This is a genomic window from Paenibacillus sp. FSL L8-0502, assembly GCF_038593055.1.
Lineage (GTDB): Bacteria > Bacillota > Bacilli > Paenibacillales > Paenibacillaceae > Paenibacillus > Paenibacillus polymyxa_D.
Map to the genome: position 1 here is coordinate 686,400 of NZ_CP151958.1, position 21,781 is coordinate 708,180.

The 21,781-nt window shown below is 41.5% G+C and carries 17 protein-coding genes; 8 read left to right on the forward strand and 9 right to left on the reverse strand.

All coding sequences use genetic code 11. From position 1 onward, the window contains the following. The first annotated feature begins 19 nt into the window (after positions 1–19). Complete coding sequence (locus tag NSQ57_RS03070; RefSeq protein ID WP_081317544.1) at positions 20–1,591, forward strand: glycoside hydrolase family 32 protein; 1,572 nt, start codon at positions 20–22, stop codon at positions 1,589–1,591. Positions 1,592–3,857: 2,266 nt separating this feature from the next. Here NSQ57_RS03070 and NSQ57_RS03075 read toward each other — a convergent pair. The 5 genes from NSQ57_RS03075 to aiiA form a co-directional block, all read right to left on the reverse strand. Continuing rightward, positions 3,858–4,469 (reverse strand): TetR/AcrR family transcriptional regulator, encoded by a 612-nt coding sequence (locus NSQ57_RS03075; RefSeq protein ID WP_069010905.1) that lies wholly within the window; start codon positions 4,467–4,469, stop codon positions 3,858–3,860. Between the two features lie 158 nt (positions 4,470–4,627). Further along, complete coding sequence (locus tag NSQ57_RS03080; protein WP_069010906.1) at positions 4,628–4,819, reverse strand: hypothetical protein; 192 nt, start codon at positions 4,817–4,819, stop codon at positions 4,628–4,630. 29 nt (positions 4,820–4,848) lie between these two features. Then, complete coding sequence (locus NSQ57_RS03085) at positions 4,849–6,237, reverse strand: amidase (protein WP_341038648.1); 1,389 nt, start codon at positions 6,235–6,237, stop codon at positions 4,849–4,851. Between the two features lie 45 nt (positions 6,238–6,282). Then, positions 6,283–7,605: an MFS transporter gene (locus NSQ57_RS03090; RefSeq protein ID WP_342425609.1), complete on the reverse strand. Its 1,323-nt coding sequence runs from the start codon at positions 7,603–7,605 to the stop codon at positions 6,283–6,285. A gap of 14 nt (positions 7,606–7,619) precedes the next feature. Further along, positions 7,620–8,378, reverse strand: coding sequence for an N-acyl homoserine lactonase AiiA (aiiA, locus tag NSQ57_RS03095; protein ID WP_029515914.1), 759 nt, complete (start codon positions 8,376–8,378; stop codon positions 7,620–7,622). A 1,096-nt stretch (positions 8,379–9,474) separates the two neighbouring features. Between aiiA and NSQ57_RS03100 the strand changes: the two genes are divergently transcribed. From NSQ57_RS03100 to NSQ57_RS03110, 3 genes are all read left to right on the forward strand, one after another. After that, on the forward strand, positions 9,475–10,632 hold the full coding sequence (locus tag NSQ57_RS03100) for a serine hydrolase domain-containing protein (protein ID WP_342425610.1): 1,158 nt from the start codon (positions 9,475–9,477) through the stop codon (positions 10,630–10,632). An 81-nt stretch (positions 10,633–10,713) separates the two neighbouring features. Beyond that, entirely contained in the window at positions 10,714–12,048 is a 1,335-nt protein-coding gene (locus NSQ57_RS03105) for an erythromycin esterase family protein (RefSeq protein ID WP_069010912.1), read from the forward strand. Between the two features lie 324 nt (positions 12,049–12,372). Next, positions 12,373–12,651, forward strand: coding sequence for a 3'-5' exonuclease (locus NSQ57_RS03110; RefSeq protein WP_080658578.1), 279 nt, complete (start codon positions 12,373–12,375; stop codon positions 12,649–12,651). A 460-nt stretch (positions 12,652–13,111) separates the two neighbouring features. On the opposite strand, the gene NSQ57_RS03115 is transcribed toward NSQ57_RS03110, so the two are convergent. Both NSQ57_RS03115 and NSQ57_RS03120 read right to left on the reverse strand, forming a co-directional pair. Then, a complete protein-coding gene (locus NSQ57_RS03115; protein ID WP_165148181.1) occupies positions 13,112–13,684 on the reverse strand; it encodes a DinB family protein in 573 nt (190 codons plus the stop codon). Positions 13,685–14,136: 452 nt separating this feature from the next. Beyond that, complete coding sequence (locus tag NSQ57_RS03120) at positions 14,137–14,298, reverse strand: hypothetical protein (protein WP_250273189.1); 162 nt, start codon at positions 14,296–14,298, stop codon at positions 14,137–14,139. A gap of 129 nt (positions 14,299–14,427) precedes the next feature. Between NSQ57_RS03120 and NSQ57_RS03125 the strand changes: the two genes are divergently transcribed. The 4 genes from NSQ57_RS03125 (at position 14,428) to NSQ57_RS03140 (ending at position 19,416) form a co-directional block, all read left to right on the forward strand. Beyond that, entirely contained in the window at positions 14,428–15,411 is a 984-nt protein-coding gene (locus NSQ57_RS03125; protein WP_029515909.1) for a LacI family DNA-binding transcriptional regulator, read from the forward strand. 199 nt (positions 15,412–15,610) lie between these two features. Continuing rightward, a complete protein-coding gene (locus NSQ57_RS03130; protein ID WP_029515908.1) occupies positions 15,611–16,846 on the forward strand; it encodes an MFS transporter in 1,236 nt (411 codons plus the stop codon). 11 nt (positions 16,847–16,857) lie between these two features. Further along, positions 16,858–18,339, forward strand: coding sequence for a sucrose-6-phosphate hydrolase (locus tag NSQ57_RS03135; protein ID WP_340954108.1), 1,482 nt, complete (start codon positions 16,858–16,860; stop codon positions 18,337–18,339). 651 nt (positions 18,340–18,990) lie between these two features. Continuing rightward, a complete protein-coding gene (locus NSQ57_RS03140; RefSeq protein WP_039270457.1) occupies positions 18,991–19,416 on the forward strand; it encodes a MarR family transcriptional regulator in 426 nt (141 codons plus the stop codon). A gap of 271 nt (positions 19,417–19,687) precedes the next feature. Here NSQ57_RS03140 and NSQ57_RS03145 read toward each other — a convergent pair whose 3' ends face one another. Both NSQ57_RS03145 and NSQ57_RS03150 read right to left on the reverse strand, forming a co-directional pair. Next, complete coding sequence (locus tag NSQ57_RS03145) at positions 19,688–20,662, reverse strand: bile acid:sodium symporter family protein (RefSeq protein WP_029515905.1); 975 nt, start codon at positions 20,660–20,662, stop codon at positions 19,688–19,690. Positions 20,663–20,777: 115 nt separating this feature from the next. Next, entirely contained in the window at positions 20,778–21,659 is an 882-nt protein-coding gene (locus tag NSQ57_RS03150; RefSeq protein WP_165148193.1) for a helix-turn-helix domain-containing protein, read from the reverse strand. Positions 21,660–21,781 lie beyond the last annotated feature (122 nt).

A 21,781-nucleotide genomic window follows, 5' to 3' on the forward strand; every position in this document is an offset into this window, starting at 1 on the left:
CAAGAGGAGAGCGGATACTATGAAAGAATTAAACCTAACGGACGACTATAGCGGCAGAAAGAGAAAAAGTAACTATAGTGAGACGTACAGGCCTCAATTTCATTATTCACCGGAGAAAAATTGGATGAACGATCCCAACGGCATGGTTTACTTTGAAGGAGAATACCACCTGTTCTACCAGCATACGCCCCATGATACGCAGCCTGATTTTGGCAACATGCATTGGGGGCATGCGGTAAGCAAGGATCTAGTGCATTGGACTGAGCTTCCACCAGCGATTCCACCTGGGGAGGACGGAGCGATCTTCTCGGGGAGTGCGGTGGTGGATAAGAACAATACCAGCGGATTTTTCAAAGAGGAAGGATCAGGATTGGTGGCCATTTATACAAATGAGGGCAACAAGGCTCAGCCTGGAAAACCGCAGGTGCAAAGCATTGCTTACAGCAAGGATAAAGGTCGAACCTGGACAAAATATGAAGGTAACCCGGTTTTATTTCCAACGGACACGCTAGACTTTCGTGATCCGAAGGTGATTTGGCATGATGAATCATCAATGTGGATCATGGTTCTTGCCGTAAGGGACCGTGTAGAATTTTACACATCTCCAAACCTGAAAGAATGGTCTTTTGCAAGCGAATTCGGTTCCGACATTCCACATATACACCGAGGGATATTTGAATGTCCTGATATATTTCGAATCCAAGTGGATGAGGATCCTAATACCACGAAGTGGATTCTGATGCTAAGCGTCGGGGATAGAAATGGTGTGAATCCAGACGATCCGGAACCACCGGCAGGCGGTTCTGGCATGATGTATTTTGTAGGCAACTTTGACGGTAAGTCGTTCACGCCAGATGAAGCGTTGGAATCCATCGATACTATCAAATGGGTAGACTATGGATCAGACTTTTACGCGGCCGTGTCCTGGAATGGCATTTCGAACGAAGACGGACGAAAGATTTGGATCGGCTGGATGAATAATTGGCGTTATGCTACCACGCTTCCTTCAAAGGAATGGCGTGGCAAGACATCAATTCCCCGGGAGCTACAGCTAAGGACTTATCCCGAGGGACTTCGCCTAATCCAAACACCCATAAATGAATTAAGTCAGCTAAGAAAACCGATTTTGTCTCTACAAGACTTGACGATTAAGCCAGATATGAACGTGTTGTCTGATATTTCCGCAGCCAAGGCAGAAATTATTGCAGAATTTGAAATCGGTACTGCTATGGAATTCGGGTTTAAAGTACGGAAGTCCGCCAATCAGGAGACGATCATCGGATATAATATCTCGAATGAGGAATTGTTCGTCGATCGGACGAAGTCGAGCGCCACTGATTTTCATTCAGATTTCACAGCAATACACAAGGCCACTATGAAGCCAGAGCATGAGAGGATACAGTTGAGCATTTATCTGGATTGGTCAAGTGTCGAAGTCTTCGGCAATCATGGAAAAACAATCATTTCAGACATGATTTTCCCGGACTTCGAAAGTAAGGGACTAGAACTCTACGCCATTGGTGGAGAACTGAGGGTCGTGTCGCTTCAGATCAATGATCTGGTAAGCATTTGGGGAAATGAGAATGTTTAGACAGTAGTTATGATTATCATTCCAATTGAAACGTTCTTACAACAGAACCCGTTAAGCAGCGGCTTGATTCGACGAAATGGTTACAGCCCGATTGCTTATATCCGTATCTAAACTGGTCTCCAAAACTAATTAAAGTATTATCTTATGCCTGGACACGTAACCTCCCGTCGGCTCACAACCGTACCGGGGGTTCGTATCCTTAGAAGTTAGCAGAAATCGAAAGACTAACACGGAGAATTTCATAATATAGTTTTACAGTGGTAAGAGGGCGTAAGAATCTTTCCTTGCATCTTACCTATAATAATATGATGATTGACAATAAGATCATATTCTTTTCCCAAGGGGGTACCTAGTTCTTCTTCTCAGTTCGGGACAAGAACTTGCAGTGGTTATGAAGTCGCCAATTTGGCGGCTTTTTGTTTTACAGATAAATGATATTGTCTCGTGTTAAGACAAGGGCAATTAAGCGTTTGAATTAAAATAATGGGGCTGGGTATGCTAAATTAGCAAATATGGAATTTCTTGATTTTCATGAAAGGGTGAGACCGTCATCATTCTGCAAAAGGTACTAACTTATCTTATTAAACCGGATATATGGTTAGGAACTTTTTTCCCATTTGCTCTTCCGTTTGGAGTATCAAGAGTATTTCAATGGTTGCATACAGGGAACGGGAGAAATTTACACTGGTTCAGCTTTGATCAAAAAAAGTTTCATGAAACAAGAAATACCTCAACTAGTCGTTCCTTTTACAGCAGATCTAAATCAAAATTTGCTGGTGATGAAAGAAATCATCGGGCATAACTCAGAGAGCCTCTGAAAAGAAATATTACTAAAGTTGAAACTGAAAGAAACCATCTGGCTAGACGTGAAGTTGAACTGTTGAAAGAGATAGATACTCTTAGAACGCAAAGAACAGAATACAGAAGAAAACTAAGAGCTAGATCCAAAGAGTTTGGGGCAGTTTTACAGTTCAGTCACAATTCCTAAGTTATTAACCCTTCTCGATGAAAGGCCTAAGCTTAGCAATGTGTTTGCATTCTATCAGTTAGATAAATTCAATAGAAGGTACAATAAACTAAAATTAGCAGCTAGAGAGGTATTAAAACAGGAAAGAATAAAAAGACTACGTGATGAAGCTTATAAGGAGAAAATGGCTGCTGGCTATAAAAAAGTTAACGGATATATCGTAAGTGATGAGAGATGACTGGTACCTCTATGATCCAAACAATATTGTATACCTCATAACAGACTCAAAAATTAAATTAATTGAAGATTTACCAGCTACTGCATCTTTGTATTTAATGATGGAACTGCATATGTTTTTTATATCCATTTTGAAACGGAGAATAAAAAAGAAAATGAGAAGTATATTGTAGCGATCGGTGAAGGATTAACCGAGATTCATAAATATATGTTGAACAAAGAAAGTTGCCAACCGGCATTTTTTGTGCCCTTTTTTGTATCTTTAGGGTTACTCGATGGTAAAATAATGTATACAAGCGGATGTATTTTTATGCATTTAAGCAATGTGGATATTCTCATTAATTATGACACCACACAGTGAGTAACGGTAATAATTGAGACTGATTTGGTTGATAACCGAGACATTTTTGGGTATATGTTTGAGACATTTTTAAACCAGTAGAAACAAAGCCCCTTGTTTCTATTGGTTTTTTGTGTTTCTATTTACTCTATATATCCTATAAATGTTAACATATGGTATTATCGATATCGAATCCAAATTACGATCATAATTGATACTTTTCGTAAAGGTGGTTTGGTTATGGATTGGAGAAGTTGGACGTGGAGTTTGGAAGATGAGTTAATAAAATCCCCAAGTGTTGTACAAATCTCTTCAACTGCAATTTTGGAATACATAAGATGAAAACCTGCTTGTCTCCATGGATTCTCAGGCTACTAAGCCTGCTGCTACGAAGCCTACAGGAAGTAGACGAAAGAGCGCTGCTGATGATAAGAAGACCGAATAAGGAGAGCGTGCCATGGAAGTCCGATCCGGACAATTCGCGTAGCAGCCATTGGCAGAAAAAAAGGGTTGTCCCATAAGTCATAAAAATGACTAGGGACGTCCTGTTCTCCAATTGTAAAAAAATAAGAAACCGTTCCTGGGTAAAATGGAGGTACCACCCGACCATTTGAAAGGATATGGTTTCTTTGTACATTCAATATACCATTATGAGATAAAAAGAGGAGTTACGCAGGACTATTCCTCATCCATGTTATGTGGCTTTGTGGCCAGCCCCTCAATTAATGTCTATTAGCTCTTAAACCTTCAATAAATATGCGGTGTAATCCATCAAGAACTCGTTGGCTTGTAAAGCCTTCATCTTGGAGATGGTAATCGATATTGTGAAGCACGGCCAGCAGGGCTTCAATAGTATATGAAATGTCCACCCCGGATACGTCTCCCTGTTCAACGGCCTCATTTAGCAGATTTCTGCTTATATTGCGCATCCATTGACATAACGGGGATTGTAACGGACGATGCCCGGTTGAGGCCCGGCTGACCTCACAGAGCCAAGGAACTTTCGCCTCTAAAAAAGAGACATATCTTACGATTACATGGTAAAGCCGGTCCAAGGCAGCGGTTTCTGGGGATTGATCAAGAAATGCTTGAACTTCATCAAACAAAGGTTGGTATTCTTCATACGCGATCTCCTGACATATGTCGCCCTTATCCGAGTAGCGGCGGTATAGGCTTGCTTGTCCTACTCCAGCAGTCTTCGCAATCTGATGCATATTGACATTGTCAACGCCTTTTTTGATGAAAAGTTCTCTAGCCGCCGCCAAAATTCGTCTTCGGTTTAACTCCTCTCTGGGAATTTTCAGAGAGACAGATTGCGATTCTGAATTCACCATAAACATCTCCCTTCATCATTAATTTAACTGTTATTTAACACGAAAAACGGACAATATGTCCGTTTTTCGTGTATAGGACATGTTGTCCGTCTTCATAATTATAATACATTTCGTGAAAAATTAAAAATACATTCATTTGGGTGACCGATGAGCTTTTTTTATCTCTTGGTATAGTGCTTTTTGTAAATTGGAGGCAAATGCGGTTCAATGCCCGATAGGTCCAGTTCCTTTAAACTTGCGATCGTATGAATAAACTGCTCGTATGCTTTTTTCTTGTCGCTCGTCGTATCTGTTCCGGTTTCGGTTGATGCTCTCCTGCTAACTTCAGAGTTAAGTTGCTTTTGATCCATAGATTACCCTCCATCAAATATAGTCAGGCTTACAAATCCGGATGTCTCTTGTGCCAGTCTGTATTCATTTCATAAGTATTGCCGATACCTAGTACTGTCGCTTCTTCGAAGGGGCGGCCAATCAATTGCATATTAATCGGCAGACCGGAAGGTGAGAAGCCGCAAGGCATGCTCAAGCTAGGCAAGCCAGTCAAATTGGTCGGAACCGTAAATGAGTTCAATCTGAATACACTAGCTTCATCATCTGCACGCGGCGCAGTGATCGGTGTTGCCGGCGTCAACAAGATGTCGATTCCGGACAATGCATTCAAAAAATCATTGACAATTAGTTGCCGGGCCCGCTGAGACTGAAGGTAAATGGAAGCCGGAATATCTCTACTGCTTTCAAGAAACATTCGGACGTCCGGTCCATACTGTTCCAATTCTGTCTCAAGCCACTTCTCGTGGTACGAGTACATTTCCGTCATCATAATGGCCATCGTCGCACTTCTAACATGTTTGATCAGGGGCAGGCTAACTTCGATGATTTCTGCTCCCAGTTCTCGGAATTTATTGATAGCGGCCTTCATCGCAGCTTCCACTTCTGGCATCAAATCCTCGTAATAGTAGCTTGTCGGCAATCCGATACGCACACCCCTGAGACCATTCGGATACATCTTGATACCTGGCGCAGGCAGATCGACAGTCGATTCATCCTTTGGATCGAAGCCAGACATCACATCCAAGCACAGGGACGCATCCATGACACAGCGGGTCAACGGACCCGAGTGGTCCAATGACCAGGCCATTGGAATGATACCATACCGACTGACCCGACCGTACGTCGGCTTCATCCCTACGACACCGCACAAAGCAGCGGGTATGCGGATCGAACCTCCGGTATCCGAGCCTGTGCCCAGATAAGTAAGTCCAGCCGCTAAGGCAGAAGCCGAGCCGCCGCTTGAACCTCCCGTTACAAGTTCAGTGTTCCACGGATTGAGGCAAGGACCGAAGTGTGGGCTAGTTGTTGTCAATCCCGCAGCGAACTCGTGAGTCTGTACTTTGCCTAGCAGAACTGTTCCAGCCTCATGTAGCTTAGCTGCAACCGTCGAATCGTAATCGGGGACGAAGCTGTTCAATATTTTTGAACCGGCAGTTGTTCGGATCCCTTTAGTGTAATATAGATCCTTATGAACGATGGGAATCCCGTGAAGGGGCCCTTTGTACCGACCATGCATAATATCGCGTTCCGATTGCTTCGCTTGTTCAATCGCCAGTTCGGACGTTTGGGTAACGAAAACGTTCAGTTTCGGATTCAAACGTTCGATGCGGTGAAGCGCATGTTCTGTAATCTCTACCGGGGATATTTTCCTTGTTCGGATCCCCTCGGCCAGCTCATGAATAGCAGCAAAGGACAGTTGGAAATTTAATTTACTCATCTATTCATCCTCCGTATCTTTCGGACATGTCGTAAGTCTACCAAACTAATTACCATAGCTTCCGCTAGGATTTGCTTTTCTTGCGAATAAGTATGTCAGGATTGCCAACAGGGAAATGGTAAAATAAACAACAGAAAAAGGCATCTTTAGATCAATCAGTCGGCCGACCAGCGCAGGGCCGAATGCTCCGCCTAGGAGATAGGTCAGTGTGAAAATACCCATCCCCACACCCAGCTCAGCCGAACGGAGTGTCGTCGAAACTAAATTGCTGCTAGAGGTGAGGACACCGTTGAATCCAATCATAAGGATAATGATCAATAAAGCGTCGATCCATGGCGGCAAATGTACGGATACCCCCAGTAGTATAAATCCGCTGATGACGAGACTTTGCGATATGACAAGCACACGGGAGCTTCCGAAACGATCTGTCCAACTTCCGATCCGGGATCCGAGCAAGGCTGCACAGGCGGCACCGGGAAGCATCAGCAGACCGATTTTACTAGTTGGTAAATGAAAGGAATTCTTCATCATGACAGGAAGAGTAAAGGTTAACCCCGTGTTGCATACGAAGGTAAGGAATCCAATCCCTAGAATTCGTCGGTAAGGAGCATTTTTCATGAAAGATGCATCGATAAATGGATGTTCTTTTTTCTGAATATGAGTACCGAACCATAGAAGAACTGCTGCTCCTGCAATGAGCATAAACCAATAGTTCGTAACCCCTAGCAATACCAACGCCAGTCCCGCGGAGAACAAAACAGCTCCGAGAAAATCGAATGAACCGCGGTCGTGTTTCTTGTCAGGAACATACTTGAATATCAAAGGGATAACAAATAGGCTTAGACTGGACACGATGAACAAAGCACGCCAGCCAAAGTATTGCTCTACGAAACCGCCGAACACAGGCCCGAAGCCGGAAGCAAAGGCAATTGTGGCGGATAAGGTTCCCAGCACCCGTCCCTTGACTGTAGGCTTAAAATACAGGGTTACTGCCGCATAAGACAGGGGAGAGATGGATGAGGCCCCTGCTGCCTGCAGTAGTCTTCCAATGATGACTTGCAAGTATGAAGCTGCAAAAAAGCCGATCATAGAGCCGAAAGCTAAAAGGATTAAACCAATGACATACAGCTGGCGAAAGGAAAAGGACTCCGTTAACCTGCCGTAAGTACCGGCGCCGATAGCCATCAAAATGCTGTAACCGACCATAACCCAGCTCACCTGCGAGGAGGTCAGGGCAAAGTCAGCGGAAATCGAAGGTATAGACAAATTAAACATGGTCATATTGATGTTTCCGAAAATAATGAGCAAGCAAAGTGTCCCCATTAATTTCCGCTCATTGCCGGATAAAGCCATTGATTGAGTATCCATAGCCTGTCTCTCCATTACAGGAAGTCAGGAAAGGTGCGGCATTTTTGCGCCTGATCTCTATCGTGTCCCAAGAAAACATAGGACGGCCGAACATCCTGAATTAACTCCTGCATGCGAGTAATCGATTTGGCAGCCATCTCTTGATCGAATGTCAAGAACGGTACGCTATTCTCGAAGTTCTCCCGAGTATAAGCAACATCAATTGTCAGTAGCACTGGACCCGACTTTTCCGTTGTGACAAGGACTGATTGATGGCCAGGGGAATGACCCGGAGTGAATAAAATTTGAACCCCCGGAATCAATTCATGGTCACCCTCAATGATTTGATATTGTAAATCGGGCAGCCTGCACTCTAATGGAGAGTAATCCTCATTGTTTATGGCCGCATCATACTCTGCCCTTTGAATAAGGATCGGCGTATTGCGGAAATGCCCGTTTCCCCCAGAATGATCCAAGTGTAAATGGGAGCTAATGACCATTTGAATATCGTCAGGTCGATAACCGACACGCTTTAACACATTTACGATCGAGTCGCCGTCAGACATGTTGGGGACGACGCGCCCTTCACGTCTAGTCCCCTTGTAGTAATCGGGATTGTTGATAAAAGCGTCGGGCATTCCCGTATCGATGAGTATCGGCCCGCTGGTCGTTTCCAATAGAAAAGACCACACAGGCATTCCGACTAATTTCCCGGGGGCAAGGGTTCGATTAACTGCCGATTGATCTAGGAAACATTCACCTACAGATAAAAAATACAATTTTTTGATATGCATCCCAGTTTCACCCTTCGTATTATAAATTCGGACAGTTTGTCCGTTTTATTTTAATTATATCGGACAAATTGTCCGATGTCAATTTGTCATCGGCGGTTGGGCATCGGCAAAAGCCTTACACCTGCAACAATACGCCAAGCTAAAGAATGTCGCCTAGGTGGAGTGCAAAGAAACAACGGGGCTGCGTTTGTACCAAATGCTAACGAGAGCACGACAGGAGATTACTGTTGTAATCTATAAAAACAAGGATATGCTGAATGCCTGTTTGAAGATAATGGGCTTAAAATGATTGATTGTAGTCAGGAGATAACAATGTTTCGGTTCAGCCATCAATCCGGCGGTAGAGGAGAACATCCGGTTTGAAGTGTTGAGAAATGAATCGGGATTTGAAATTAAGGTTTTTGATCGATTGGTAAAGTTAGATAAGGAACCTTTTTCGACTGTAGATCAAGGGGACTGACCCCATAACGTGAGACAAATCAAAACACCTTCAAGAGAATCAAGCCATGTCGTAAGATATGGAGATAACCTTGGAGGTGTTTTTACGTTGGCAACGAGAGTGAGTTACCCCCTAGAAAAATGCAAGCGATTGAATTGAGATTGGCAAGAGTTCCGGTAAGAGAGGTTATGGAGCAACTGGGAATACGAATAAGACACAGCCAAATCACCAGCTTCACTGACAGCGACATCTGGATTGAGATATTCACTCCGAATAATATTAGGATTTTTAATAGTGTGACATTTTGACACTACTGTATGTGACAGAAAAATACTTAGAATCATAGAGGCAGTTTAACACATTAACAATAAACGAGGAGGGGAGATTTTCATTGTGTATGATAAAAAAATAAAGAGGCGTGAAAGGGGAAACAGGTATGACCTATTTATGAAAAACAAACCAGTAACAAGAGTGTTTTAAGGAAAAGAAGTAATTTCTAGGGTTAACATACATGTGAAAAAAAAGGAATTTACCGTTTGTTAGGACACAATAGCGTTTGTGAAAATAATAATGAGTAAAGATAATTGCAAATCCACTCTTGCCCTAAAACAGCAAATAACTGCCGATACAATATGAATAGAGGAGAAGAATATCTTTATGAAAAAGCATTGTCAAATTGCATCTACAGGTTTAGTCCTTATAATGGCTGGAAGTTCTCTGTTATACACAACACCAACCTCAATTGTAAAAGCGGAGTCCATTCAAAATGTATCTAGTCCGTTACAAACAAGCACTCAAAGTGAACGTAATTCCGTCAAAGAGGCAATGCGGGATACATTGCAACTTGGATATCCTGGGATACTTGCTAAAACTTCTGAGGGTGGAAAAACATGGAGTTATGCCGCTGGGTTAGCGGACCTGAGCACCAAGAAACCAATGAAAACAGATTTTCGCTTTCGCATTGGTAGTGTAACGAAGACATTCATTGCAACAGTTCTACTTCAATTATCTGAAGAGAACCGCTTGAATCTAGACGACTCCATTGAAAAATGGTTGCCTGGTGTCATTCAAGGAAACGGATATGATGGTAACCAAATTACTATCCGGCAGATATTGAATCATACAAGTGGTATCGCTGACTATGTAAATTCAAAAGACTTTGATTATACGGATACAAAAAAATCGTATACGGCTGAAGAATTCGTAAAGATGGGGATTTCTCTTCCCCCAGACTTTGCCCCAGGAAAGGGTTGGTCTTATTCAAACACAGGATACGTAATACTGGGGATCCTTATTGAAAAAGTAACTGGAAACAGCTATGCGGAAGAGGTTGAAAATCGGATTATTGAACCGCTTGATTTGTCAAATACATTCCTACCTGGCAATTCAAGCGTGATTCCAGGCACCAAGCATGCCCGTGGCTATTTCCAACTAGACGGAGCAAGTGAGCTAAAAGACGTTACTTATATTAACCCAGGTAGCTCGGATGGAGATATGATTTCTACTGCTGACGATTTAAACAAATTCTTCTCTTACTTACTCAGTGGTAAATTACTGAAGGAACAGCAACTAAAACAAATGCTTACTACAGTTCCTACAGATAGAGAAGGAACCGGATATGGTCTTGGGATCTTTGAAACTAAGCTTCCAAACGGTGTCTCGATATGGGGACACAAAGGTAGAGTTCTAGGGTTTACCACTTTTGCTGGTGGCACACTTGGAGGCAAGCATACATTGGTCGTCAATTTGAACAGCTTTAAAGCTGATAGTCCTGATCCATTTAAAAATATTTTACTTGCTGAATTTAGCAAGTAGGAAAAAAGGAAAAAAATGGTTTAAACTGGGCTCCTTAGAGCATGTCAAAAAACTAACAAGTAAGTATTTTAGGAGGGTATTATGAAAAAGAAAATGATTATTGCACTTGGTGTTTTTGCTATAATACTGACTAATTTTGTAGGAAGTACTTATGCAGACTCGAAAACAGGAGTTTCTGTTACAGCTCCCTACAATACAAATCAAATAACGGAATGGTTAGAAATGCATGCAAAGCCTTTAAAAACAACTAATCCAACTGCATCTTTTAATGATTTAAAACCACTTAAGAATATGGTAGGTTCAGCTTCAATTGTAGGTTTAGGTGAAGCTACGCATGGGGCTCATGAAGTTTTTACAATGAAACAACGCATTGTTAATTATTTAGTATCTGAAAAGGGATTCATCAACTTAGTTTTAGAAGAGGGATGGGACAGAGCTCTGGAGCTTGATCGATATGTTCTTACTGGTAAGGGAAACCCAAGCCAACATCTATCACCTGTATTTAACACAAAAGAAATGTTAGATCTACTTAGTTGGATTCGACAATATAATGCTAATCCAGAACATAAATCTAAAGTGCGTATCATTGGGATGGACATTCAATCAGTAAACGAGAATGTTTATAATAATATAATAGAATATATAAAAAGAAACAATTCAGATCTTGTGCCTAGAGTAGAAGAGAAGATAAAAGGTCTCATTCCTGTAACAAAGGATATGACTACTTTTGAGGGCCTTACAAAAGAAGAAAAAGAAAAGTATATTTCAGATGCTAAACAAATCAGTGCTTTATTAGAACAAAATAAAAGTTATCTGAACGGAAAATCCAAAGAGTTCGCATGGATAAAACAAAATGCTCGTATTATTGAACAGTTTACTACAATGTTAGGAGGAACATCCCCTGATAAACCATCGGATTTTTATTTGAAACATGATATTGCAATGTATGAAAATGCGAAGTGGACTGAAGAACATTTAGGGAAAACCATAGTTTGGGGACATAATGGACACGTTTCGAAAACAAATATGATTCCATTTATATACCCTAAAGTAGCTGGGCAGCATTTAGCAGAATATTATGGAAAACGGTATGTATCTATTGGAACATCAGTTTATAAAGGACAATATAATGTTTATAATAATGATGGTGAATTTGGCCCATATGGAATATTAAAATCAGATGATCCAAACAGTTATAATTACATTTTTGGACAGGTCAAAAAAGATCAATTTTTTATTGATTTACGTAAGGCGAACGGAGTGACAAAAACTTGGTTAAACGAACAACATCAAATTTTCGCTGGAATAACTAAAGAAGGCCCTGCTATACCAAAAACTGTTGATATATCATTAGGTAAAACGTTTGATATACTTGTTCAAATTCAAAAAGTGAGTCCATCTCAACTACATCAATAAATTTGTAATAATGTGGCTTAACGAAGTGTTGTATTGATGATAGTGTTAAGTGTCAATAGAGGTGTTTAAAAATGTCAGCTAGGTTATTCCATTAAAAGATCATTAGATGGAATAAATGTTTTCGAATTAGAGACGATGTTGGGTAGAAGCACATTATTATCAAGTTAACAAAATAAATCCGAATTGAAACAGCCTCTATCCTGCAGGTTCAATCTGACTGAGCACAACTTGCACGAGTCTGTTCATTTGTATCGGGTCTGCCCAAGGGCAGACTCTTTTTTGTACAAGAAAAAGTCCATCTTATAATCGTCAGCTTGGTTTTTTGTGAAAATAAGAGAAACAACTAGCAGCAATACAAAAAGCTCGAACCGTTCAGTTAGCCAAAGAAAATCAGAATATATCATTTTAGATGTGAAAACCACCGGTTTAGATGGCGACTCTGAGATCGTAGAGATTGCAATTATTGATCTTGACGAAAATCCTCTTTTTGAAACGTTAATCAAGCCGGTATCCCTCATTCCAGAAGAAGCGACCGCCATCCACGGAATCACAAACGAAATGGTTGAAAATGCTCCAAGCTCATCGCTAAAAGAAGAGTTGTAAAAGAGGATGCTAAAAATACGGGTTGAAGGAATACCTGAAGAGATTGATCAGTTTTTGGAGCACTTCGAGGACTATTACAGAGTGCTGAAGCGTTCAAAGGCTTATCAGAACAGAAACAGTGAATATGTTCGTGTTTATGTTGATGTAAGCAGTCCAAACGATCAGCCTCTAAAAGCTTAGAGGAAACAAATAGCCACGCCTTAGAGAAAGACCATTATTACTCCACACACTTTGCGGTTTGTACCATTTTCGCTGGTATTACCCCATTTTAACGTACATATTTTTATATATTGATAAAAGAATCAAAATTACAAATGTTGGATTTCGGTATACAACTTTATTGTCCGAAGAAAATAAAGTTTTAGACTGATCCGATAAATGCAACAGCGGCAGATAAGGACGCGAAAATAAATTCCTAGACTGGCCGCTGTTGTGGTCAACATTCAACTATCGTGTCCTGTTAGCCTAATAACTCTGCAGTTTGTAAGAAAGCGTCCAGCCGCTCCTTTTGAAGAAGATGATGACGGTAATGCATCTCCACCATCGTGAACCATTCGACCGCGTTTAACGCGCCGAAGGCTACGGCCGGATGAGTCGCCTTTCGCTGCAGCCGCTCTGGGTCTATGTTCTGTAGCGACGCCCCAATCTCATGCATGCGGCGCCTTGCTTCCTCCAGCTTGGCGACAAGCTGCTCCTTGCTTTCTGGCTGTGGGGGCGTATATTGCAAGTCGGCCGGTACTTGAATGCGAACCGGTGGGAAGCTCCCTTGCTCAAACACGGCATGACCGGCCTCCGTCTTCCCGTCGCCCTCCTCGTTGCCGCCACCGAGCGCCATGCACTGCTCCGCAAGACGGAGCTGCAAGTTCAGCGTGGAATGAGGCAGATGCAGGTACATTTGCCCAAGCGACCATTCGTTCTCGCTTGGCTTGCGACACAGTTCCGCCAGACTATACTTGTCCAGCTCCCGAACATAATGCTTCGAAATCTCGTCGAACCTTACCAAAGTATCCTTAATCCCTATGTTCTTGTTCATCAAGACCATCTCCTCGAATACTGAATTACTCTCATCATATGAGAGGGTTCAAGAAAAAAGCATATTCGTAGTTTATACCTTTAATACTTTAATTTCCAGTCTAAGACTATATTTTCTAATTACACGGGCGCAGTCGCTAGCGCGCCGATCGCAAAGCTGGACTTCATTCCGGAAGAGATGGGGAGCGCAACTGCAGTCGCGCATGCGGGCCGCGCGTCGCCAGTCTATAACTTATCTCAGTCTAGTTCTTTATTGTTTAGTCTAAAACATTATTATTCGCTAACAATTGACAATGAAGAAGTAGTATAACTTCGAGTCAATGAGTTCTCACTAATTATGAAGATGATCGTTGAATTATCATCTGACATGCATCTGAGGAAATGAGACTGCTTAGACTTTAGTTTACCATTATCATTAAAATTGAAATTGAAATGAATTTACGACAGAGCCTATTAAGCAGTGGCACGATTCGACGAAATGGTTACAGCCGCAGGCAATACGGTGTAAGCTTCTTCAGGAGGATTTTTGCTCATTTCTATGATGTAATAATCAACAAATTCGCTATCATATCCTTGTTTTTTAGCGTCTTCTTTGACCAGTTCTTCTGTCGCCAAGGAGATTCTTAGAGGGAGACAAATCTGAAGAATAATCCATAAGAATGCTCAAGCATGTTTTTTAACATTTAACCATGTTAAAATGAAAAAAATTAGAGATATGGCATGAAGAGAAGGCAGGGAGAATCAATGAAACCAAAACTTAACGATGTTGCACAATTAGCTGGAGTTTCACCGACTACGGTTTCTCGCGTACTTAATAATCGTGGCTATATCAGTCAAGAAACGAAGGATCAAGTTCATAAAGCGATGCAAGAGCTAAATTACTTTCCAAATGATGTGGCTCGGTCATTATTTAGTAAACGAACAAATCTGATTGGATTAATCATTCCAACTACAAGCAACCCATTTTTCGGAGAGCTGACTTTTCATATAGAGAATATTTGTGCGTCATTAGGCTATAAGCTGTTGCTTTGTAACAGTTTGAATCAGCTGGATAAAGAGGAATCATATGTGGATATGCTTATGCGAAATCAAGTTGACGGTATTATCGTTGGTACACACAATCGGGGTATCGTAAATTATGAACAGAAGAACATTGCCGTCATTGCGATCGATCGCTTCCTATCCGATTCAATCCCAGTTGTAGGATCGGATAATTATATGGGTGGAAAACTGGCGTCAGAACTACTTATTGAAAAAGGGTGCAAGCATATCTTACACATAAATGGCCCTGTTGAATTGGAAACACCAGCAAGCTTAAGAAGAAAAGCATATGAAGATGTGATGGAGCAGTATGGTCGAAAGGCAATTACCTATGAAGTACATGATCCCTTCCACCAACAGAATCACGACGAACCGATTAAACGCTTGCTCGATGAACATCCTGAAGTAGATGGATTGTTTGCGAGTAATGACTTGGTGGCTGCGTCTTTTATTGCTAAAGCAAGAAGAAGAGGAAAACGTGTTCCTGAAGATATTCGCGTAATTGGATATGACGGAACAGAAACAACCCGCAATCTTCTCCCTGAATTAACGACAATTCAGCAACCAATACAGGAGATTGCGAGATCTTCCATAGAGTTACTTATTAAAGAAATTGAAGGTGGATTCAGTGATGTCCCGCGAGAAACCTATCTACCAGTGAAACTGATTGAAGCTAGTACGGCTTAATACAATTTCCATAGTTTTCAGCATTGTGATAGAAGGTGGAGCTATCCTTATTAGAGTAATTGAAATCAAAGAGGAAAGCTCTTTTTCTTTCGAAAATATGTCAAGCGGTTGACATATGAAAGCGGTTGACATATAATCGATCTGTAAATACGAAAGTGCTTTCATTTACATTAAATGTTCAACTTGAGGAGCGTTCGATATGAGAAAGTCAAAGAGCATGTACTGGAAACTAAGTGCCTATTTCTTCTTTTTCTTCTTTACTTGGTCAGCAAGTTATTCATTGTTCTCCATCTGGCTAGGGCAAGAAATCAGTCTGAATGGTGCTGAAACAGGTGTTATCTTTACTGTAAACGCTATCTTTGCGCTATGTATGCAACCGCTTTATGGCTATATATCTGATAAAATCGGATTAAAGAAGCATATTTTATTTCTAATCAGTTCTTTGCTCTTATTTGTTGGTCCTTTCTATATCTTTATCTATGGGCCGTTACTTCAATACAATGTATTTCTCGGTGCCATTGCAGGTGGATTATACTTGGGTATTTCTTTTTTGGCAGGGATTGGAGCCATCGAATCTTATGTCGAGAAAGTCAGCCGAAAATATGACTTTGAATACGGAAAATCTCGTATGTGGGGCTCGCTAGGTTGGGCAGCAGCAACGTTTTTCGCTGGTCAGCTCTTTAATATCAACCCTAACATTAACTTCTGGATTGCATCAGTATCTGCTGTCGTTCTGTTTATCATTATGATGACAATTAAAGTTGAAATGACAGATTCCGAGATGGAGCGAGCAGAATCCGTTAACTTTAAGCAAATCGGCCATTTGTTTGCAAATAAGCATTTGTGGTTCTTCATTTTATATGTTCTTGGTGTTACCTGTATTTACAATGTGTATGACCAGCAGTTCCCGAATTACTTTTCATCGACGTTCTCAACGGTTGCATTAGGCAATCAAGTTTACGGTTACTTAAATTCCCTACAAGTGTTCTTGGAAGCAGGCATGATGTTCTTAGCGCCTTTCATTGTCAACAAAATTGGAGCAAAAAAGGGTCTAATATTGGCAGGGTTCTTGATGGCGTTCCGGATCATGGGTTCAGGCTTAGTTATTGGACCTTATGGAATCTCAGCTATGAAATTGATTCACGCATTGGAACTGCCAATCATGCTGATCTCCGTATTTAAGTACTTGGCTGCAAATTTCGATACGCGTCTGTCTTCGATCTTGTATCTGGTGGGATTCCAGTTTATGAGTCAGGTAGGAGCTTCGATCTTCTCGCCAATCGCCGGTATGTCTTATGACATTAGAGGTTTTGCAAATACGTACGTGATTATGGGTGTTTTCGTATTTGTCTTTACAACAATCTCAATCTTTACCTTAAAGAAAGAACCGAAAAAGCTGGATCCCAAGCCTAACAAGCATATTGAAACAGCATAGGAGGAAGAAAGATGAACACATATAATAACAATACGAAGCAAGCTGAGGAAGCATTGAAACAGGCAGAAGCGAAAATGAACAAGCGGTACCGATTAGGTTATCATATTATGGCACCAGCAAACTGGATTAACGACCCAAATGGATTAATTCAATTCAAAGGTGAATATCACGCCTTCTATCAGCATCATCCTTATGATGAGAACTGGGGCCCAATGCATTGGGGCCACGTGAAGAGTAAAGACCTTGTACATTGGGAGCATTGTCCGATTGCATTAGCGCCTGGAGATGCGTGTGACCTTGATGGTTGCTTCTCAGGAAGCGCAGTAGATAATAACGGCGAACTGACATTGATCTATACTGGTCATCACTATATTGATCAACCAAACAATATCTTTTTCCAAAATCAAAATGTGGCAGTAAGCACAGATGGCATTCATTTTACAAAACTAAGGCAGAATCCCGTAATCGCTGAACCTCCGACTGATAGCTCACAGCATTTCCGTGATCCGAAGGTATGGAAGCATGAGGATACATGGTACATGATCCTAGGTAACAGCACGAAAGAAGATCTGCCGCGTGTTATTCTATATACATCTCCTGATCTTAGGACTTGGACCTATCATGGTGTGCTTCTGCAGGGAGATAAGAATATGGGCTTCATGTGGGAGTGCCCTGATTTTTTTGAACTGAACGGTAAGCATATATTTATGTTCTCCCCACAAGGTATTGATGCGCAAGGAGATAAGTACAATAACTTGTTCCAGACGGGATATTATGTTGGCGAATATAATTATGATAGTAATGAATATAAGCATGGAGAGTTCATCGAGTTGGATACTGGTCATGACTTCTATGCTGTTCAAACTTTTCTAGATGATCAAGGTCGCCGCATAGCGCTTGGTTGGATGGATATGTGGGAATCGGATATGCCGACGAAAGCAGACGGCTGGTGTGGAGCAATGACGATCCCACGTTTAATTACGTTGGGTGACAATAATAAAGTACTGATGACTCCAGTTGAAGAAATGAAGTTACTTCGTCAAAGTAAACATGTTTTGTATCAATATGGCGCTATTTCTGGAAGTTACTTCAAGGAAGTTGAAGAAGACTTGCTTGAAGTTAAGGTAGTGTTCGACCTCACGAAGTCAAGTGCAGACCTGGTAGGCTTGAAGTTTCGTGGAACAGGTCGAGAAGAAACGGTTATCACATATTCTATTCCGGAGCAGAAACTAATGCTTAATTGTTCTAAATCAGGTAAAAAGACAGATGGAGTACGTCAAACAGCCTTCAATGCTGAGGGACAGCTGACATTGCATGTATATCTGGATCGTTCATCCATTGAAATGTTTGCGAATGAAGGGCAAGCTACGATGACAAGTCGCATCTATCCGGGTGAGAAATTGCTAGGCATAGAAATCATAACAGAGGGTGGAGAGGCGCTAGTAAATGGGCTGACATATTGGAAATTGAAAGATATATGGCAAGCTGAATAACTCAATGAAAAGATTGCAGTTCATATTATGTATACAGTAAAAGGATATGGAATCTATATATATCTTGATAGAGTGGTTGAAGGGGGAAATTCCCAAGGGACTGGTTCGAGAAGTCTTCAGGGTTCAGGCCAAGAGTTTTATTTGCAAAGTTCACCTTATTAAGTTGCTTTGAAACAAAAACAATTAAAAATAACACTAACAAGACGACACTGGATATGCAGTGTCGTCTTTTTGAAAGGCTACATGTGAAAATTGGTTGTCTGACTTCCTTTTGCTACGATCTACGTTGTTCTTCCATTTCGTCATGATGTTGTTACCGCTCACTTTGAAAATGCTATTCCTTTACATTCAACAGGTCGATTATGGTTAGATATCACCATGATTGACCTGTTTTTTGCTATCTTCACTTTCTCACATTATATAAGCTTAATTGCAGCAATGTATGTACATAGGAAGATAGTTAGGGTGGACTACTGTCAATAAAATCGACACTCTGAAACGAGAATCATTATGCTGCATTTGCATGCTGGTTCGGTGACGACGGATTGTAATATTCAAAATAGGTTATGGGTTTTGACCATTCCATTTAAGCTTGTTACAATAGGATAAACTTACTGGAAATACTTCAATATAGAATGGTGTGGTCTAAACTTGCAACATGAAAACGAACTTTTGGATGTATGGTTGTCTTTGTCTCACATCCATTCCACTTTAAATGATAAGTTAGAACAAGCCCTGCTACAAAATTATGATTTATCTTTGAAGGAGTTTTATGTTTTAGGTTTTATATCCAATTCCGAGGAAAAAAAATTACGACTGCAGCAACTTCAAGAATTGGTGGGATTAAGTCAAAGTGCGACATCGAGACTCGTAGTGAGAATGGAAGCCAAAAACTGCGGGGCTTTACAAAGACATACATGCGAGGATGATCGACGAGGTGTGTATACTCGGATTACGGAATTTGGTGAAAATAAATTCCAGCGTGCACTTCAAACCTTTAATCAGGTGTTACAATCAGAACTTCAGAAAGATGGAGTGAAGTCACAATTTCAAAATCTTACGCAAAAGCTGTTTTAGACTTTGCGACCTGTGTATATCGTTCTTAGTTTCCTTAGGGTAATATATGGCTTGAACGTTGTGCCGCGAAAGGCTCTTTACGGAAGCTAAGTTTATTACCCTACACGATTCAATAGTAATGTTATGAAGTGGAAAGTGACCATTTACATGATTGTGCATGCATATTTGAATTAGACTTTCAACCATGTACGTATAGAAACGCCCTTCCGAAACTAACTCCTCCTCATAAGGAGGAGTTTTATCATCTGGAACCACCGCTAACCCCCTTTGCTTAAGAAACAGAGGCCGTATTGCGCTTTTCCTTGGCGTTGCCGCGGTCGCGACGACTCAGCAGAAACCCGACCAGAGATGCTGTGGATTGTTGGAAAATCATCCCCAGTACAACCGGCAATGCTACCGGGGCCGGGAAATAGGTGATGGCAAGCACGGCTCCCGCGCTAATATTGCGCATGCCGCCGTTAAAGACAAGCGCCGTACGGTCTGCATTATTCCACCGCATCAGTCCTGATATCAGATAACCGATCGCATATCCAGTGGAGGCAAGGACGATTATGGATAGGCATACTCCGACAAGCTTAAGATTAAAATCGACCAGATAAGGCGCAATGACAGATCCGTTAATCATGACGACAAGAGCCATAGCCAGCTTGGAGAACGGTCCTAGCCGTGGTCCCCATACCTGCTTGATCTTCCCTTTGGTCCATTCGTTCAACACCATGCCGATTAGCGAAGGAACGACAATCATCCAGAATAGGCTCTGCATCATCGCCCAGGTATCGAGCTGCACATCCGCTCCGATCAGTAGGGACATGATGCCCGGCACGGCAAATGGGGCCAAAATCGTATCAATTAAAATGATCGCCAATGTCAGCGCTGTATTGCCTTTATAGATGTTGACCCACACGAAGCTGGAAATGCCCGTAGGGATAGCTGCACCAAGAATAAGTCCAGTAATCGTGTAAGGATCATCACTGAAGGCCAGATGTCCCAGCATCATGGCGAGAAGCGGCATGGCCAGGTGAAGAATAAACAGACAGGCGATCAGCGGACCAGGATGCTTGATCACATGGACAAAATCCTTAAACCCCATACTGATGCTGCCCGCGAAGGTCATGAATGCAAACAGCCAGGGAGAGAGTTCGGTATATTCTGACAACGGCGTACCGATTAGGACGCCAATTAGAATGCTGATTGGTGTAATTAGCGGCATAGCTGCATTTAGTCTACGATTCAACGTGAGGAGCATACAAAACTTCCTTTTTTAACCTTAAGTATAGACCTTGCACCCGTGATTCGTAAATGATCTGTGACCTTGCGGTAGCCCGATAGAAGCAAATTTGAACGCTCCTGATGAACATAGATTAACCCTTCAAATTATTTCGATATTCCAAAGGAGAGCAGCCCATTATTTTTTTGAATAGTCTGGAGAAGTAGTAAGGGTCCCTAAAACCGAGTTGTATGCTAACTTCTTTAATAGAGGCATTCGTCAAATCCAAAAGCTGACTGGCCCTCTGTATCTTCATTCTTAAATAGTAATCGACAGGAGAGTAGCCGGTGGATTGCTTGAATATCAGGTTCAGATGCTGCTTGGATACCTGAACATGCCGACTAAGCTGCTCAAGCGAAACGGTGGATTCCAATTGTTCACTCATATAGCGTGTTGCCTTATCCACATGACTCTGGTACGTACTGTCTTCCTTGCGAAATGCAACCGATACAACAAAACTCAGCAGATAACGGACAGTTTGCGATACTTGAACTAAATGTATAATGGAGTATGATTTATTCAATAAAAGGTCGTAACACTGATGAAATAGCTCCAGTAGTTTGACTCCATCACTGGCAGATATCGAAATATACGTTTTAAAAGGCTCAAACAATGCTATAAAATCATCCATTTGGTCCCCTTTAAGATGAAACCAGTAAATTGTCCAAGGATCTCTATCGTCAGCCCCATAAGCATGCGGCATGTCTCTGGGAATGTACGCAAAGCCTCGCTCTGTCATGTCAATCGTTAGGCCATCCTTTGTTCGTATCCAACCTTTTCCGCTGGTACAGTAGATGAATATATGAGAGTCACATCCGTGCATTCTTTCACGAAAATGATGGCGGGCATGGCTGAAGCAGCCTATATCCGTAATATATAGATTTTTTGTAAGCGGATTCATATTTAATTTATCCAGTATATAGGGTGGAACGACATATAACTTTTCACCCTCAAATCCATCAGCTTTCTTATTCATAATCTATCCATCTCCTAGCCTTAGGCGGCTCTAATGATGAAATACGTATATAGTCCATCATAAACAGTAGATTGTCAATTGTCTGTAATGTCGCTTACTTGTAAGCTCTGAATATAAGAGCG